The organism is Edaphobacter paludis, from assembly GCF_039993895.1.
GTDB classification, from domain to species: domain Bacteria; phylum Acidobacteriota; class Terriglobia; order Terriglobales; family Acidobacteriaceae; genus Edaphobacter; species Edaphobacter paludis.
The window spans coordinates 3,736,580-3,751,386 of the sequence record NZ_CP121194.1 but is presented as its reverse complement, the minus strand read 5'-3'; the positions used below and the strand labels follow the sequence as shown (position 1 = coordinate 3,751,386).

The 14,807-nt window shown below is 58.7% G+C and carries 11 protein-coding genes; 2 read left to right on the top strand and 9 right to left on the bottom strand.

Features of this window, described 5'->3' with window-relative positions:
- Positions 1 to 30: 30 nt before the first annotated feature.
- Entirely contained in the window at positions 31 to 858 is an 828-nt protein-coding gene (locus tag P4G45_RS15590) for an ABC transporter ATP-binding protein (protein WP_348267397.1), read from the bottom strand.
- Between the two features lie 146 nt (positions 859 to 1,004).
- On the opposite strand from P4G45_RS15590, the gene P4G45_RS15585 reads away from it, so the two are divergent.
- A complete protein-coding gene (locus tag P4G45_RS15585; RefSeq protein ID WP_348267396.1) occupies positions 1,005 to 2,447 on the top strand; it encodes a hypothetical protein in 1,443 nt (480 codons plus the stop codon).
- 28 nt (positions 2,448 to 2,475) lie between these two features.
- On the opposite strand, the gene P4G45_RS15580 is transcribed toward P4G45_RS15585, so the two are convergent.
- From P4G45_RS15580 to P4G45_RS15565, 4 genes are all read right to left on the bottom strand, one after another.
- Positions 2,476 to 3,534, bottom strand: a complete 1,059-nt coding sequence (locus tag P4G45_RS15580) for an arabinan endo-1,5-alpha-L-arabinosidase (protein WP_348267395.1) — start codon at positions 3,532 to 3,534, stop codon at positions 2,476 to 2,478.
- Between the two features lie 33 nt (positions 3,535 to 3,567).
- Positions 3,568 to 4,977 carry an L-fucose/L-arabinose isomerase family protein gene (locus tag P4G45_RS15575; protein WP_348267394.1) on the bottom strand — a complete coding sequence of 470 codons (1,410 nt, stop codon included), beginning with the start codon at positions 4,975 to 4,977 and terminating at the stop codon, positions 3,568 to 3,570.
- 57 nt (positions 4,978 to 5,034) lie between these two features.
- Positions 5,035 to 6,639: a ribulokinase gene (locus P4G45_RS15570; RefSeq protein ID WP_348267393.1), complete on the bottom strand. Its 1,605-nt coding sequence runs from the start codon at positions 6,637 to 6,639 to the stop codon at positions 5,035 to 5,037.
- Between the two features lie 284 nt (positions 6,640 to 6,923).
- A complete protein-coding gene (locus P4G45_RS15565; protein WP_348267392.1) occupies positions 6,924 to 8,579 on the bottom strand; it encodes an alpha-L-arabinofuranosidase C-terminal domain-containing protein in 1,656 nt (551 codons plus the stop codon).
- Between the two features lie 238 nt (positions 8,580 to 8,817).
- Here P4G45_RS15565 and P4G45_RS15560 point away from each other — a divergent pair, with 238 nt between their 5' ends.
- Entirely contained in the window at positions 8,818 to 9,921 is a 1,104-nt protein-coding gene (locus P4G45_RS15560) for a LacI family DNA-binding transcriptional regulator (protein ID WP_348267391.1), read from the top strand.
- 212 nt (positions 9,922 to 10,133) lie between these two features.
- Here P4G45_RS15560 and P4G45_RS15555 read toward each other — a convergent pair whose 3' ends face one another.
- The 4 genes from P4G45_RS15555 to P4G45_RS15540 all read right to left on the bottom strand — a co-directional run bounded on the left by P4G45_RS15555 (position 10,134) and on the right by P4G45_RS15540 (position 14,697).
- Entirely contained in the window at positions 10,134 to 10,613 is a 480-nt protein-coding gene (locus P4G45_RS15555) for a ferritin-like domain-containing protein (RefSeq protein ID WP_348267390.1), read from the bottom strand.
- Between the two features lie 136 nt (positions 10,614 to 10,749).
- Positions 10,750 to 11,805 (bottom strand): alkene reductase, encoded by a 1,056-nt coding sequence (locus P4G45_RS15550; protein WP_348267389.1) that lies wholly within the window; start codon positions 11,803 to 11,805, stop codon positions 10,750 to 10,752.
- Between the two features lie 118 nt (positions 11,806 to 11,923).
- Positions 11,924 to 12,811, bottom strand: a complete 888-nt coding sequence (gene galU / locus P4G45_RS15545; RefSeq protein ID WP_348267388.1) for a UTP--glucose-1-phosphate uridylyltransferase GalU — start codon at positions 12,809 to 12,811, stop codon at positions 11,924 to 11,926.
- A gap of 92 nt (positions 12,812 to 12,903) precedes the next feature.
- The gene (locus tag P4G45_RS15540) at positions 12,904 to 14,697 is read right to left on the bottom strand and encodes a DUF885 domain-containing protein (RefSeq protein ID WP_348267387.1); all 1,794 of its coding nucleotides are present in this window, start codon (positions 14,695 to 14,697) and stop codon (positions 12,904 to 12,906) included.
- Positions 14,698 to 14,807: the final 110 nt, after the last annotated feature.

Below are 14,807 nucleotides of genomic sequence, written 5' to 3'. Positions count from 1 at the left end.
GCCGCACGGACGACGCCTCTCTTACGTACTTTATTTCAAGCTGTTTAGGCTAGACGCTAACGGCTGATTGCGGTCGGTCTGCATGGTCGGCGCAGCGGCGAGCAGGCTGCGAGTGTAAGCGTGCTGCGGGTGGCGGAAGAGAGTCAGAGTAGGAGCCTCTTCGACGATCTGGCCATGCTGCATGACGGCTACACGGTCGGCTACCTGCGAGACGACGGCGAGATCGTGGGAGATGAAGAGCATAGAGAGGTTGTGCGTTCGGCGCAAGTCATTGAGAAGCTGAAGAATTTGCGCCTGCACCGTTACATCGAGCGCGGTGGTGGGCTCATCGGCGATGAGCAGGCGGGGACGATTGATAAGGGCCATGGCGATCAGAATGCGCTGGCGCTGGCCACCCGAAAACTGGTGAGGGTAGTCGGCGATTCGGCGTTCCGGATCGGTGAGGCCGACCTCGTGCATGGCGGCCAGGACTTTTTGTTTGAGGGCATTGCCGGAAATTTCGGGGTGGTGGGCCTGAAGAGCTTCGCCGATCTGGGCTCCGATACGCATGGAGGGGTTAAGGGCGGTCATTGGTTCCTGAAAGATCATGGCGATGCTGTGACCTCGGTGGCGACGCATGGACTCTTCAGGAAGGGAAAGGAGCGATTCGCCGGCAAAGGCGATGCTTCCGGTCACCTGTGCGGTCGGAGGGAGGAGGCGCAGAAGAGAGAGCGAAGTAGCGGACTTGCCGGAGCCGGACTCGCCTACCAAGCCAAGAGTTTCGCCGGCATTGATATGAAAAGAGATCCCCTTGACGGCGGGTTGTTGGCCGAAGGTTACGGTGAGGTTGCGAACGTCGAGCAGTGGCGCGGAGTCCATTGCTGTATGGTAGCGAGATTGACGTGGTTAAATGTCCATTGCGTCGCTTTTGTGCAGTAATGGTTGGTTTCTGAACTGTACTTTGACGGGAGTGGCAGGTGGGACTTTGGGGCCACTGCGAACGTCTAAAGGGGCGAATGGGGCTTATGAAGAATCCGTGGCTTGGCGTTGTGTTGAGCAGTGTGGTGGTGACTTCCTCTGGGTGGGGGCAGATGCATAAGGTTGCCAAGCCGCAGGAGGTGGTGCGGGCGGTGGGGGTGTATGAGTGGACGGGCGATATGGCCAAGCCTACGGCCAGTCGATTGATCCCGGTATCGCTCGCGATCAATGGAAGTCTGCAGGATGCGGGGGAGTATCTGGCTCGGCCGGTTCCGTTTGCGCTGGAGACGGGGAATGTCTATGAGCTGGAGAAGGCCGGGATCAGCGACGGTGAGATTGATCTGGAGTTTGCACGGAAGATCCAAACGGCGGATGGAGATGGGGGCGGCTGGTTTGGCTATGGAAAGTTCAAGGCGGTGGCTGCGGCGAAGAAGGGGCCCGTGCTGCGGGCGTCGAAGACGCTGCCGGTGATTGTGAGCTCGGGAGACGATTCGCGGCCGCATTTCGGCAAGGCGGGGGGGACGGCCGCTTCTGCTGGCGGTACCAAAGATGCGGGCACGAAGGACGCAGGCACGGCTGCGAAGCCGGATGCGGGGACTACGACGGCCGATGATGCTGACCGGCCCACGATGAAGCGGCGGACGCCTGATACAGAGAGCACGACGCCCAGTACGGCGAGCGCAACGGAGAATAATCCCGAGGATGATCCCGACCGTCCAACTTTGAAGCGACGAAGCCCAGAGGAGGCGAAGAAGGCCAAGGCCGAAGCGGAGACGTCGGGTACGGGAGCGGTGGAATCTTTGAATAACGATCCCGATCGTCCGAACCTGCACTATGGGCGACCGACGGGCGCGTTGACGGAGACAGAGTTGCCGAAGCTGGTGGGAATGCCAGTGAATCTGCACCAGATGGTCGCAGTGTCGGACGCGGTGGATCGCGATCCTCATGACTTTACGCGTCCATGGGAGAGTGCAGCGGAGCGTGCGGCAGTATTGCAGAAAATGGAGACGATGGCGCAGGCGGCACTGGCAGGCTATGGCACTGCTGCTCCTGTTGCTGCTGCTCCTATCTCCGCGAGTCAGAAGACGGTACACGGCAGGGTACGGCATAAGACTGCTGCCTATACCGCGCCGCCTGGGGTGGCGTTGCTCGATGAGCAGTTGAATGGCTATACCCTCAGTTATGGCGGCGCGCCGACTTATATATTTGCGGCGCACACGGCGGGAACGGGAGCGGCACTACGTTACGTCCTGGTCGTGGCACAGGCTGATGATCTGGGAGAACTGAAGCGGGCATTACAGAGCGTGACTGACGAAGCGCATCTGGATAGAACGCCGGAGATGAAGTTTGTCGATGTCGTTGATGCAGACGCTAGCAACAGAGCCAGTCTGTTGTTTGAACTGCGGGCGCAGAGTTCGCGGCAGTTTGTCTTGTACCGGGTGATTGCGGCCGAGGCGCAGTTGATCTTCGCGGGTGGACCGATCCAGTAGGTGAAGGGTTAACGCCGATCAGCGCCGATTACTCTTGGCCGAGCTGGGCGTGCGGCCAGTCACCCGTCCAGTCAATGGTGGAGAGTTGCATGGAGGGCTTGCCCGTCTTGGCGTCGTAGGCGTGGAAGACGATGAGGTCGTCGCCGTTGGGGTTCATCAGGATGCTTTCACCGCCTGGGCCAAGCCAGCGGGAGTTCGCGACGAGCAGTTCGCTGCCGCCGCCTTCGCTGAGTGGCTTGCCGGTTTTATCGACATATGGGCCAGTGACGGATTTTGCCCGGCCTACCATGGTTTTGTAAGTGCTCTTGGTGCCCCGGCAGCAGAGGTCCCATGAAGTGAAGAGATAGTAATAATGATTGTGAAGAACGATGAAGGGGGCTTCCACGGCCTCCCAGTTGGGCGGCATGTTCGGAGGCGCGGGGGCGGCGTCGATCGGTTTGGCGCGGCGGGCGAGTGAGTAGAGTTTGGTGTCCGTGGCGGAGAGCTTGCCGGTTTTGCCGTTGAGACGGCGCATCTTGATGCCGTCCCAGAAGCTGCCGAAGGAGAGCCAATCATGCCCGCTTTCGTCGCGCACGAAGTTAGGGTCGATGGCGTTGAAGTTGTCGCTGGCTTTAGATTCGAGGACAAGACCCTGATCCATCCAGCGGTAATTCGGGCTGCTGAAGTCGAGTGTCTTGTTGGTGGCCAGCGCGATGCCCGAGGTGTTTTTGCCGAAGAGCGAATAAGCGTAGTAGAGGCGGTATTCTCCGTTGACGAAGGAGATATCAGGTGCCCATAGCTCTTTGGTGCCGGGGCTGCGCTGCTGAATCCATACGGGAATTTCGTCGAAGACCTGGCCGCATGCCTTCCATTGATGGAGATCGGTAGAGCAGCGAACTTCGAACTGTCCGCCGCCGGGCGCCTTGCCTGTGGCGAAGACATACCAGGTATTGCCTTCCTTCATGATGGAAGGATCGTGCGTGCCAGGAACATCGCCACTAAGGATGAAGGCTTTTTGCGCGTGGGCTGCGACGGAGAATGCGGAGACTGCAAGGAGCAATCCTGCTGCGAATAAGTGCGACCAGTTACGTCGGCTCTTTTGCATCATAAGTACACCTTGCAGTCTTCGTTGTAATGAGTCTTACTTATGCCAGTGGGTAGGCCATCCAAGGTACTTGGTGCTGGCTTCGTGGATCGGCGATGCGACGGTAGCGAAGTTGGCAGCGACGTGGTGCTCGAAGCCGTGCTCGCAGATGAAGCGCAGCAGTTGCTGCATGTTGGGGATCTCGACTACGCCTGCGCCGCCAAAGGTGTTCAGTGGGTCGTTGGTGAAGTTGCCCTCGCCGACATAACCCTTGATGGTGCCCTCGAAGTCGTCGGTGGAGAAGCGGGCGAAGCTCATCGCGCCAGCCTTCACCGTGCCGTCGAGCGTGCCGTAGGTATTCTCCTTGCCCACCGTGCCAGCGATGATCTGTTGGAAGTCCATCTTCACTTCCTTGAAGAAGTGCTTGGGCAGGTTGGAGCAGTGGAAGCAGACCGCCTTGTCCGGGTTGTCGCCGTAGTTGTTGTTCCAGTCGAGCAGGGCGGAGGGCGTCTCGCTGGCCAGCGTGAGCGCGTACATGCTCAGCGTGCCCATGGTGTCGGTCTCGCAGGCGCTGGGCAACAGGTTCTCGCTCATCATGCTCATCACGGTGCAGGGAACGACGCCGAAGTACTCCTCCATCGAAGTCCAGCACTGCACGGAACTGACGGTCAACTCGCTCGCCTTCATCCAGCCGTCGATTACGGTGCCGAGCTTGGACATCTTGAGCAGCGCGGCCTCAGGGACGTTGTTGGTCGAGATGTACTTTTTGATGGTGGCCAGTTTTTGCTGAACCGCATCGTCGTTATCTTTGGTGCGTTCGATGCGTCCAAAGATCTCACTGAGGTCGAGCGTCTCGACGGTGATGCCACTCTTCTCGAGCAGCTTCTCGGAGTAGCGCACCGTGTTGAAGGCCGTGGGACGCGCGCCGATGGCGCCGATGCGCAGATTCTTCATGCCACCGACGACGCGGCAGACGGCGGAGAACCACTCAAGGTCGGCCTTGAACTCAGGTGAGTCGGGAGCCTCGGTGTGCAGCCGCGTCAGCGAGTAGGGAATGCCGTACTGGCGCAGGTTATTCGCGATCGACATCTTGCCGCAGAAGCTGTCGCGGCGGAAGGCGATGGTCATCTTTCCGGCGTGGTCGGGCGTGGCTTGAATCAGTACCGGAACCTGGAGATTGGCGAGGCGCAGTGTATCGGCCAGGCCGCGTTCTTCGCCGAAGTTGGGCAGCGTGATGATAATGCCGTCAATTTCGGCGGCGTGCTTCTTGAACAGCGCAGCACACTTCTTCGCGTCCTCGTAGGTCTCGACCGCGCCGTGCGCCGTCTCCTCCGGTGTCAGCACGATCGGCTTGATACCCGCTGCCTCGAGTGCCGCAATCATCTCCAGCCGTCCGCTGGTCGCCAGGTGGCTCGGAAAAAATCCACGGTTGCCTACAATTACGCCCATCGTCATCTGCTTCGCCATCACATCTCCGTGTTTCGTTTGTTTTGAGGCTGCTCGCGCTGCCTTGTTGAAAATTTCTTACGCTTTCAGTAGAGCCTCTTGCGGCGTTGCGTGGCTCTGGTGCGAAATCTCGCGCAACTGGCGGAAGGTCTCCAGCATCGTTACCGATGCGGGTGCGCCTTCGCCAAAGTTGAAGTAGTGTGCGCGGTAGTGGCGATAGAGCTTATCGTAGACGGCCACTGCGGCGGGTTCGGGATTGTAAGTTCGATATTTGAGGCAGAGCGTGTCCTGGGCCTCCTCGACTGTCTTGAAGATACCCGCCGCAAGCATGGCGAAGATTCCTGAGCCAAGGCTGGTGGGGATGCCGTCGGGGACGACGACCGGCTTGTTGAGGACGTTCGCATAGATCTGGTTGAGGGTTGCGTTGTTCTGCGGGATACCGCCCGCGTTGACGACGCGCTCCACCGGGACGCCGTGCTCGGCCATGCGCTCGAGGATGATGCGAGTGTGGAAGGCGGTGCCTTCGATGGCCGCGAAGAGCTCGTCCTGCGCGGTCGTGAGCAGGTTCCAGCCAATGGTGATGCCTGCGAGGTCTGCGTTGACGAGAACGGTGCGGTCGCCGTTGTCCCAGGTGAGGCGGAGTAGGCCGGTCTGGCCGGGGTTATTTTTTTCGATGCCCTCGGCCAGCGATTTCACCGTGGTTCCGGCGCGGCGGGCGATGGCTTCAAAGATGTCGCCAGTGGCGGAGAGACCAGCCTCGACACCCGCATAATTGGGATGCACGCTGCCTGGAACGACACCGCAGACACCGGGGATGAGGCTGATCTCTGGCTGCATGGCGATGATGCAGGTGGAGGTGCCGATGACGTTGACGACGTCGCCGGTGCGACAGCCCGCGCCGATGGCGTCCCAATGGGCATCGAAGGCCCCGACCGGGATGGGGATGCCCATGCGCAATCCGAGCTGGCCAGCCCACTCGGCGGCGAGATGACCAGCGAGATGGTCGGAGGTAAGGTAATCGCCGGAGAGCTTGTCAACGACGCCATCCAGCAGGGGATCGAGCTTCGAAAGGAAAGCCTGTGGTGGGAAGCCGCCCCATTCAGGGTTCCACAGCCATTTGTGACCCATCGCGCAGATGCTGCGTTTAACATGACGCGGATCGGTGATGCCGCAGAGGGTTGCGGCCACCATGTCGCAGTGTTCAAGCGCGCTGGCGAAGCGGTCCCGCTTATCGGGATTGTTGCGAAGCCAATGCAGCAACTTGGCGAAGCCCCACTCGTGCGAGTAGACGCCGCCGCACCACTCGATGGCCTCAATGCCATCGCGGTGACAGGCCTCGGTGATCTCGCGTGCCTCGCGTTTGGCCCGGTGATCGCACCAGAGGTAGTACTCGTCGAGGGGTTTGAGATCTCTATCGACAGGAATGACGCTGGAGCCGGTGGTGTCGAGAGCGATGGCCTCAACCTTGTTTCCAGGGATGCCGCATTTTGCAAGCACATCATGCATCGCCTTGATCAGGCCGCGCATGTGGTCTTCGTGGGACTGGGTGGCGTAGTCGGGGTCTTCGCGTTTGCGGTGCAGAGGATACTCCGCTACCGCGGTTCCGAGCGGGCCGCGCTCGCTGTCGAGAAGGGTGACGCGTACGCTGAGGGTTCCGAAATCTACTCCTGCAACAATTGCCATGGTCTTATTGTCCCAGCCCGCAGGCTGCTGCCCGCTTTGTATAGAAGCTTTGATTTTGCAAGGGCACGGTGGCAGCCCCGGTTGGCTGGCATTTCATAGCGCGCATAAGAGAGCAGTCCATAGCATTTCAAAAGTAGGAGAAACCAGTGTAAAGCGGTCTCACGTTGAGAAAACGTTTACCATTTCCTAACACCCTATATTCGTCGATCCATCGATGTCAATCAAAGATTGAGAGGAGGCCCCATTCCGCAGATTCATCGCGTCATAGGGCCTTCCAGAGATCATCAAGCCAGTTGAATCGCAATGCGAGAGACTGAGGCCGCCGGAATGGTTATGGTCAGGCCGTCTCCCTGAACTTCGATCGCGTGCTTTTTCAGTTGCACGGTATTGGGCATCTCGAAGGTATTGTGGGCGTGCATGTCGGTGTTGGTCAGTACCGATGCTTCAGCGGATGCGATCTTTGCTGAACCGCGGAGAACGATCTCCGTTACCCTTGGCTCTTTCAGGTCGGGATTGGTCGCGGTGAGGGTGACGGTCTTGCCGGTGAGAGAAGCAGAGCCGAGGAGTCCCGCGAGTGATGCTGTTTTGCCGTTGCGCTGGTAGTGGACCTCGGGCGATGAGAAGTTTGCGCGCAGCGACTGGCCGCCCTGATGCGCGGCGTACATGTCGAAGACATGAAAGACCGGCGTGGTGATGAACTTATCCTCGTGCGAAAAGAAGAGAGCGTTGAGGTTATTGATGAGTTGCGCGCAGGCGGCCATGCCGACTTTTTCCGCATGGCGATTGAAGATGTCGAGCGTCATGGCAGTCAGCAGCGCATCGCGAAGCGTTACCTGCTGACCGAGCATGTGTGTGGGGTCGAGTTGGGTGCCGGGCTTATACCATGCGCCGTATTCATCGACGACCAGCTTGATGTTGCGGCTGGGGTCAAACTCACCGAGCAGTCCCCATTGCGCTCGCACGATGTCTTCCATGTAGAGGCCTTGAAGGAAAAGCTCATACCAGCCGGTCTCATCAAAGTCGAGAGCATCGCGCTTGCCTGCAACCCAGTCATTGGTCTGCCCCATGCTCAGGTTCCAGGTGTAGTAGTGAACGCTCCAGCCGCGAAGCTCGCGGGGCATGTAGTTCTTTCTGCGAAGCGCTTCAAAGAAACCGTTCGTCCACTCGAGATTGTTGTCGTTGGGGCCGGAGCCGACGTAGGAGAGCGGAACGCCGTAATGCGGCACCCAGGTAGTAAAGCGTCGGAACTCTTCGGCGTATTCGCCCGGCTCGAAGTTGCCGCCACAGCCCCAACTCTCATTGCCGACACCCCAATACTTCACGTTATACGGCTCGGCAGAGCCGTTAGCCGCACGCTGCTTTGCCAGTGTCGTTGAGCCTGCAGGGGAGTTGCAGTACTCGACCCAGCGGGAGAACTCCATTGCGGGCAGGCTGCGAAGGTTGCTGGCCAGGTAAGGCTGCGCGCCGCTGAGATGGCAGAAACGGATGAACTCGTCGGTGCCGAAGGCGTTGTTCTCATAGAGCTGGACGGCGTTGCCGCTCAGGCGCCTGGCGTCAGGGTCGTCTGCCCAGAAATTGGTGCGCGTGGGACGGTCCTTGCGCGGCCCGATGCCATCACGCCAGTCGTAGCTATCGGCGAAGCAGCCGCCGGGCCAGCGTATGACGGGGACGTGGATCTGCTTCAGGCAGTCAACGATCTCTTTGCGTATGCCGTGGACGTTAGGGGTGGATGAGCCTTCGCCTACCCACACCCCGTCGTAAATAACGCCGCCAAGCTGCTCGGTAAACTGGCCATAGATTTCGGGCGCGATGATGCCGATGCTTTCGTCGAGCAGAATTTCTACATGCGCGTCTACTGTCGCGCTCCATGCGGGGCGAGCGCCAAATGCGATTGCCGCTCCGGCGAGCGAGGATGCCTGCAAGAATTTTCTACGGTCCACAAGGGGCTCCTTCGTAACAAATGCATGAGGTCAAAATGGTTCCTGTGATCAGCCACTCCAATTTATATCGCAAACGTTTTCATCGCCATTCAGAAAAACAGAGAAGAGGTCTACATTCCTCTCGATGGCCGGAATTACCTGTGTTTGTCGGCCGAAATGTAGCCGCAGGCTGGAATACGATCCAACCAGAATCGTTTTAGCTGGGTAGGCTATTCTGTAAACGCATTCCTATACCTCTATGGCAGACCTCGGGCAGGGAACCAAGAAGAAGCGCAAGACCGCGAGTCCGGAGCGCATGGACATCCGCACGATTGCGCGTCTGGCGAACGTTTCGATCGCAACTGTCTCGCGAACGATTAACCGTATACCGACGGTGAACCCCAAGATCGCCAAACGGGTGTGGGAGGTGATCGAAGAACTGGACTACTTTCCTAATACCCAGGCACGCGCCCTGGTGTCGGGCCGTAGCTGGATCCTCGGCCTGATCGTCTCCGAGATCACCAATCCCTTCTTTCCGGAGCTGATTCAGGGCTTTGAAGATATTGCTGTCGAGCATGGCTACGAGATTCTTGTAAGCTCGACCAACCACGATCCCAAGCGCATGTCGCATTGCATTCGCCGCATGCTGGAACGCAAGGTGGACGGCGTCGCGGTGATGACCTTCGGGATTGAAGCTCCGCTGCTGGAGCAGTTGGCCCAGCGCAAAATTCCGCTGGTTTTTGTCGATGTGGGACCAGATGGCCCGAACATCAGCGTGTTGAAGGTGGACTACCGTCACGGCATTCGGCAGGGAGTGCAACATCTAGCCGCGCTGGGGCACAGGAAGATTGCTTTCCTGCGCGGGCCGCTGGCGTTGCACTCGGCCCAATCGCGGCTGGATGCATTTTCGGAATCGATGCGTGAGTGCGGAATTCCCCCCAAACCGGAGTGGATTCTTCAGGGAGAGCACACCCTCGAAGGCGGCATGGCGGCCATGCAGCAACTGCTCGCGGGGAAGGACATGCCGACCGCAGTGATGTGCTCCAACGATATGACCGCCATTGGCGTGCTGCATTCGATGTATCGCGCTGGCCTGCGCGTGCCGGATGATCTTTCAGTCATCGGCTTCGATAACATTCACATCGCTGAGGTAACGATTCCGCCATTGACGACGGTGCAGATGTCGCGCTTCGACCTGGCTCGCGCTGCAGTGAATGCGCTGCGCGCTTGTGTCGAGGGCACGGAGACTTCTCCGCAGAAGCACGAGTACAACATCCAGACCGATCTCGTCGTGCGGGAGTCGACCGGATTTCCGCGAGGCACCATGAAGGAGCTTCGCAAGAAGTCACCGACGAAAAAATAAACAGACTGTTCTGGCTATATGCCATCTTGAGTGTCGCCGTCGCACAAAGGAGCACGTCATCTCCACCGAAGTAACGCACAGTTCATCGTGCGCTGGTTAGTGAAGAGTCTCTGTATAAATGCGAAAAGAACGATAGCCTTTGTGAAAGATTCAAAGACAAGCGCCGCCACCGAAATCAGTCGGCGGCGGCACTTGTTTAATGGGTAGACCAGTTAGTCTGCGATGCCTACATCAGGAACATCAACGCCGAGAGCGGTGGCCAGAGAGATCTGGTGATCCTGCTCCTGCAGCAGAATGTCACGGATGTGCTCCGCGGTGGCGAACTCTCCCAATTCGTCGCACTGTTTGACCCGGCGGCGATACTGGCGGATGGTTTCGTTCTCGTTGTCGAGATCAAAACGAAGCATGTCTTCCGCTTTTTCGGATGTTTTGACCGGTTTGGGTGTGACACATGGCATTCCGCCCAGATAGTCGATCTGGTTGGCGATCGTAATGGCGTGGGCAAGCTCTTCGCCGGCGTGAACGGCAAGTTCCGCGGCGATATTCATATACTGCGCACCCTTGAGGACCTGGGAATAATTGACGTAGGCGATGACAGCCTGATATTCGCGGGCGAGATCCTCGTTGAGAGCGTCGATGAGCTGTTTGCGGGTGATGGAGGTTTTGGCAGCACTTGCTTTTTCGGTCGACATTTCTTCTCCGTATTTCGGTGACTGTTGTTACTGAGTAAGATGCAGGAACCGTCGGCCACGTTTTTGCGATATCCGCAAAGTGGCGGCGATCGATGAAAATATTATCGCCGTAGGGGTTATTCTCGGTTCTGCGGAATCAAGCCCCGAGGGCCGGGTAGTCGATATATCCGTGAGGGCCGGGAGCGTAGAAGGTGTTGGGTTCAGGCCGATTGAGCGGCGCGTGCTTTGCAAAGCGAACTGGTAGGTCAGGGTTGGCGATGAACAGTTTGCCGAAGGCCACGGCGTCGGCTTTGCCCTCATCGAGAAGCTGCTGGCCGGTCTTCTGGTCGATGGCTTCATTGGCTACAAAGGTGCCACCAAAGAGCTGCTTGAGCTGCGGCCCGATGCTGTCGGGGCCGACATGCTCGCGCGCTGCAATGAAAGCAATCTTGCGGCGGCCCAGTTCCGCAGCGACGTAGCTGAAGGTGGCGGTGAGGTTGGAGTCGGAGATGCCGTGGGAGTCGCCGCGGGGGGCGAGGTGCATGCCGACGCGGCCCGCGCCGAAGACAGAGATGGCGGCATCGGCGGCTTCGAGCATAAGGCGCGCGCGGTTCTCGATGGGGCCGCCGTACTCGTCGGTGCGATGGTTGGAGCCGTCCTGGAGAAACTGGTCAAGCAGGTAGCCGTTGGCGCCATGAAGCTCGACGCCGTCAAACCCTGCAGCCTGGGCGTTTTGCGCGCCGCGCCGAAAGGCTTCAACGACATCTTTGACTTCGCCCGTTTCAAGGGCTCGTGGCGTGACGAACTGGCGCTGCGGACGCAGCAGGCTGACAGTACCTGATGCCGCGATCGCGCTGGGGCCGACCGGCAGCTGCCCGTTGAGGAACGCGGGGTCGGAGATGCGGCCGACGTGCCAGATCTGCGCGAAGATGTGGCCACCGGCGTTATGAACAGCGGCGGTGACAGGCTTCCACGCTTCCACTTGTTGCTGCGACCAGATGCCGGGAACATTGGCGTAACCGACCCCCATCGGATCGACGGGTGTGCCCTCGGAGATGATGAGGCCGGCGCTGGCGCGCTGCGTGTAGTACTCAATCATCATCGGAGTGGGAACGTGATCCTGCGTGCCGCGCAGGCGTGTGAGCGGTGCCATGAAAACGCGGTTGGGCAGGTGCAGATCGCCGACCTGGATCGGATCGAGAAGGCTGGGCATCAATTACTCCTTGGCGTCCTTCTATGTCGAAGGCGCATAGGAGATTGGATGTACGAAGTGCAATAACGGTGCTTAGTGTGAAACAGCTGCGATTCGCTTGACGCCCCAGCCCCTGTGCTCAGATGGGAAAGGATTGGAGCCAGGCACGGAACGGGGGACCCAGGTCGTCGCGCTTCAGGGCGAATTCGACGGTGGCTTTGAGGAAACCCAGCTTGTCGCCGGCATCGTGTCGCTTGCCTTCGTAGCTGAAGCCGTAGACCTTCTCGTATTTGAGGAGAGCCTTGATGCCGTCGGTGAGCTGCAGTTCTCCGCCCGCGCCGGGGGTGATGGTCTCGAGCAGCTCGAAGATGCGTGGCGTAAGAATATAGCGGCCAATAATGGCGTTTTGCGATGGGGCGTCTTCTGGCCTTGGCTTCTCGACCATGTTTTTTACGGCGAGCAGGCGCGGGTTCTTCGGATCAGGCGTGCAGTCGAGGCAACCGTAAGCGGAGATCGCTGCGCCCTCCACCACTTCAGACCCGAGGATGCTGCATTGGGTCTCGTTAAAGGCTTCGACCATCTGCTTCATGCAGGGAATTGTGGCGTCAACGATGTCGTCGGGCAGCAGCACCGCAAAGGGCTCGTCGCCGACGATCTCCTTGGCCTGAAGAACGGCATGGCCGAGGCCGAGCGGTTCGGACTGCCGTGTAAAGGTGATCTTGGCGAGTTTGGAGACGCTGCGTGCGATCTCGAGGAGCGCCGTCTTATTCTTAGCCTCGAGCGAAGCCTCAAGTTCCGGGCTGCGGTCGAAGTGATCTTCCATGATTGTCTTGCCACGGCTGGTGATGATGATGATCTCGGTGCAGCCAGCGGCCACGGCCTCTTCGACGCCGTACTGAATGAGCGGCTTGTCGACGAGGCAAAGCATCTCCTTGGGCAATGTCTTGGTCGCAGGAAGAAAACGGGTGCCCATGCCAGCGGCTGGGAAGACGGCCTTACGGATCTTCTGAGGGGTCTTTTGGGTCATAAATTCCTTGGATGCAATTTCGCTGTGGAAGATCCTAGCAAGGAGCAGTTACAGCATAGTTATGTTTTTGTCGTGACAGGTTCGTCAGTCAGCTACAGCACCGGCGAATCATTGTGCAGCATGGCTTTGCGAATGATCTTGATGGGAGCAAAACCCTGCCGCATGAAGTTATTGTGGAAGGTCTCGATATTGAAGGCCGCACCCTCTTTCTTCATCATGTCGGCGCGGAGTTGCATGATCTCAAGCTTGCCCAGCGTGTAGTAGAGATACGTCGGGTCCGAGGTGCCGCGCTTGGTCTCGACGAGGCCGACCGACGGCGACTGGTAACCCTGTTTGACGAAGAAGTCCACGGCCTGGTCAATCGTCCATTTGCCGCCGGGCTCGCCTTCGCCGGTGTGCAGCTTGATGCTGTTGACGAAGCGGGCATCGCGCAGCAGAGCATCCTGCAACTGGCCAAGACGGACCAGCCGCGACTCGCGAATCTCGGCGGCGGTGGCGTTGGGGCCGGGCGCGTCGTAGCCCTGGTCGAGCATCATCTGCTCGCAGTAGTGGGCCCATCCTTCGATGTTGGTGTTGGCACCGAGCACCTTGCGGATTTTGCTGGGAAACTCAGGCATCCACAAAAACTGCACGTAGTGGCCGGGGTAAGCTTCGTGGACGCTGGTGCTGATGATGGTGCCCACGTTGAAGCTCGCCATGTGTTCGGCCACGTGCTGCTGGGTCCAGTCCTTCTCCGGCAGCGTCACGTTGAAGTACGCCTTGGTGGAATGTGTCTCGAAGGGGCCTGGAGGGTCCATCGAAGCAAAAGTCGTGGCGCGCATAAAGGGTGGCGTCTCTTCAAGCGTGGGCTGCACCGTGCTCGGAATCGTGATGATGTGGTGTGTATTGATAAAGCTGATGAGCGAGTCAAAGGTGTTGTGGAATGCAGGAAGCAGCTTATCGGGCGCGGGATGAATCGTAGCGAGCTCCGCGAGAACTTCCTGTGGCGTCTTAGTTGGATCGACTTCCTTGGCCACGCGAGCGAACTCAGCCTGATTTTTGTGCAGGTCGGCGAATGCGATCTGGAGAAGTTTGTCGAGCGGAATGTCCACCATCTCGTCGTAGGCCAGCTTCTTACGGAACGTGTCGGCACCGAGCCGGTAGTCGCCATTGGAACGGGGAAGTAGGTCAGTCTTCATCCACGCGCCATAGGATTTAAGCGCTTCAATGACAGCCCCATTGGATTGTGCGAAGGCGGCCTTGGTATCGGGATCGGTGACGGAAGAGAACGCGCTGGGCACGTCGTTCTGAAAGAAACTGACCAGCCCGTCGATCTGTTCGAGAGCGATCTCTGTATAGATGTGCGGCGGATTCTTAAGGTTCTTGCGTGCTTCTTGAAGAACCTGCGGAATAAGCTTCTCGCGTTCGACAACAGCGTGCAGGCGCGTATCGGCTGGCGCGTAGGGGCGCTCCATGATGACGAAGATGGAGTTGGTGACGCCGGAGGAGTAGATGTCGGGATTCTTCTCCCACGGTCGGATGACTTCGAGCGTCAGCAGTTGCGACCGAATATTGTTGAGCAAAATCTCGCGGTCGCCGACGACGCTGGCATCGAGCGCGCTGGGGTCGACGGCTTCGACCTTCTTCTCGTACTCGTGAAGTGCGGCGATCTCTTTCTGGATCGATGCGGCTGAGTAGTCCTCAAGCTGTGTGTCGTATTGATGCAACCCGGCAGCGGTTCCAGCAGTGGGAGAGAAGTGGAAGTACACGTCGCTGAAGTATTGGTCAGAGACGAACTGAAAGGTCTGCGGTGCGCCGTCCGCAGAGACGTGTTGCGCTAAGGATGAAATAGGCATGAGGATAGTGGTCCCGATGGCGAGAGCGAGAGACGTGAGAAGTTTTTGCATGCTTTCCTGGTCCTGACTAAAAAAGGATGAATTTCAATTCGGCCACGGATCAAAACAGATAAACATGGATGAGCATAAAGCAAGTCTCTATCCGCGTCTCTCCGCGCAGC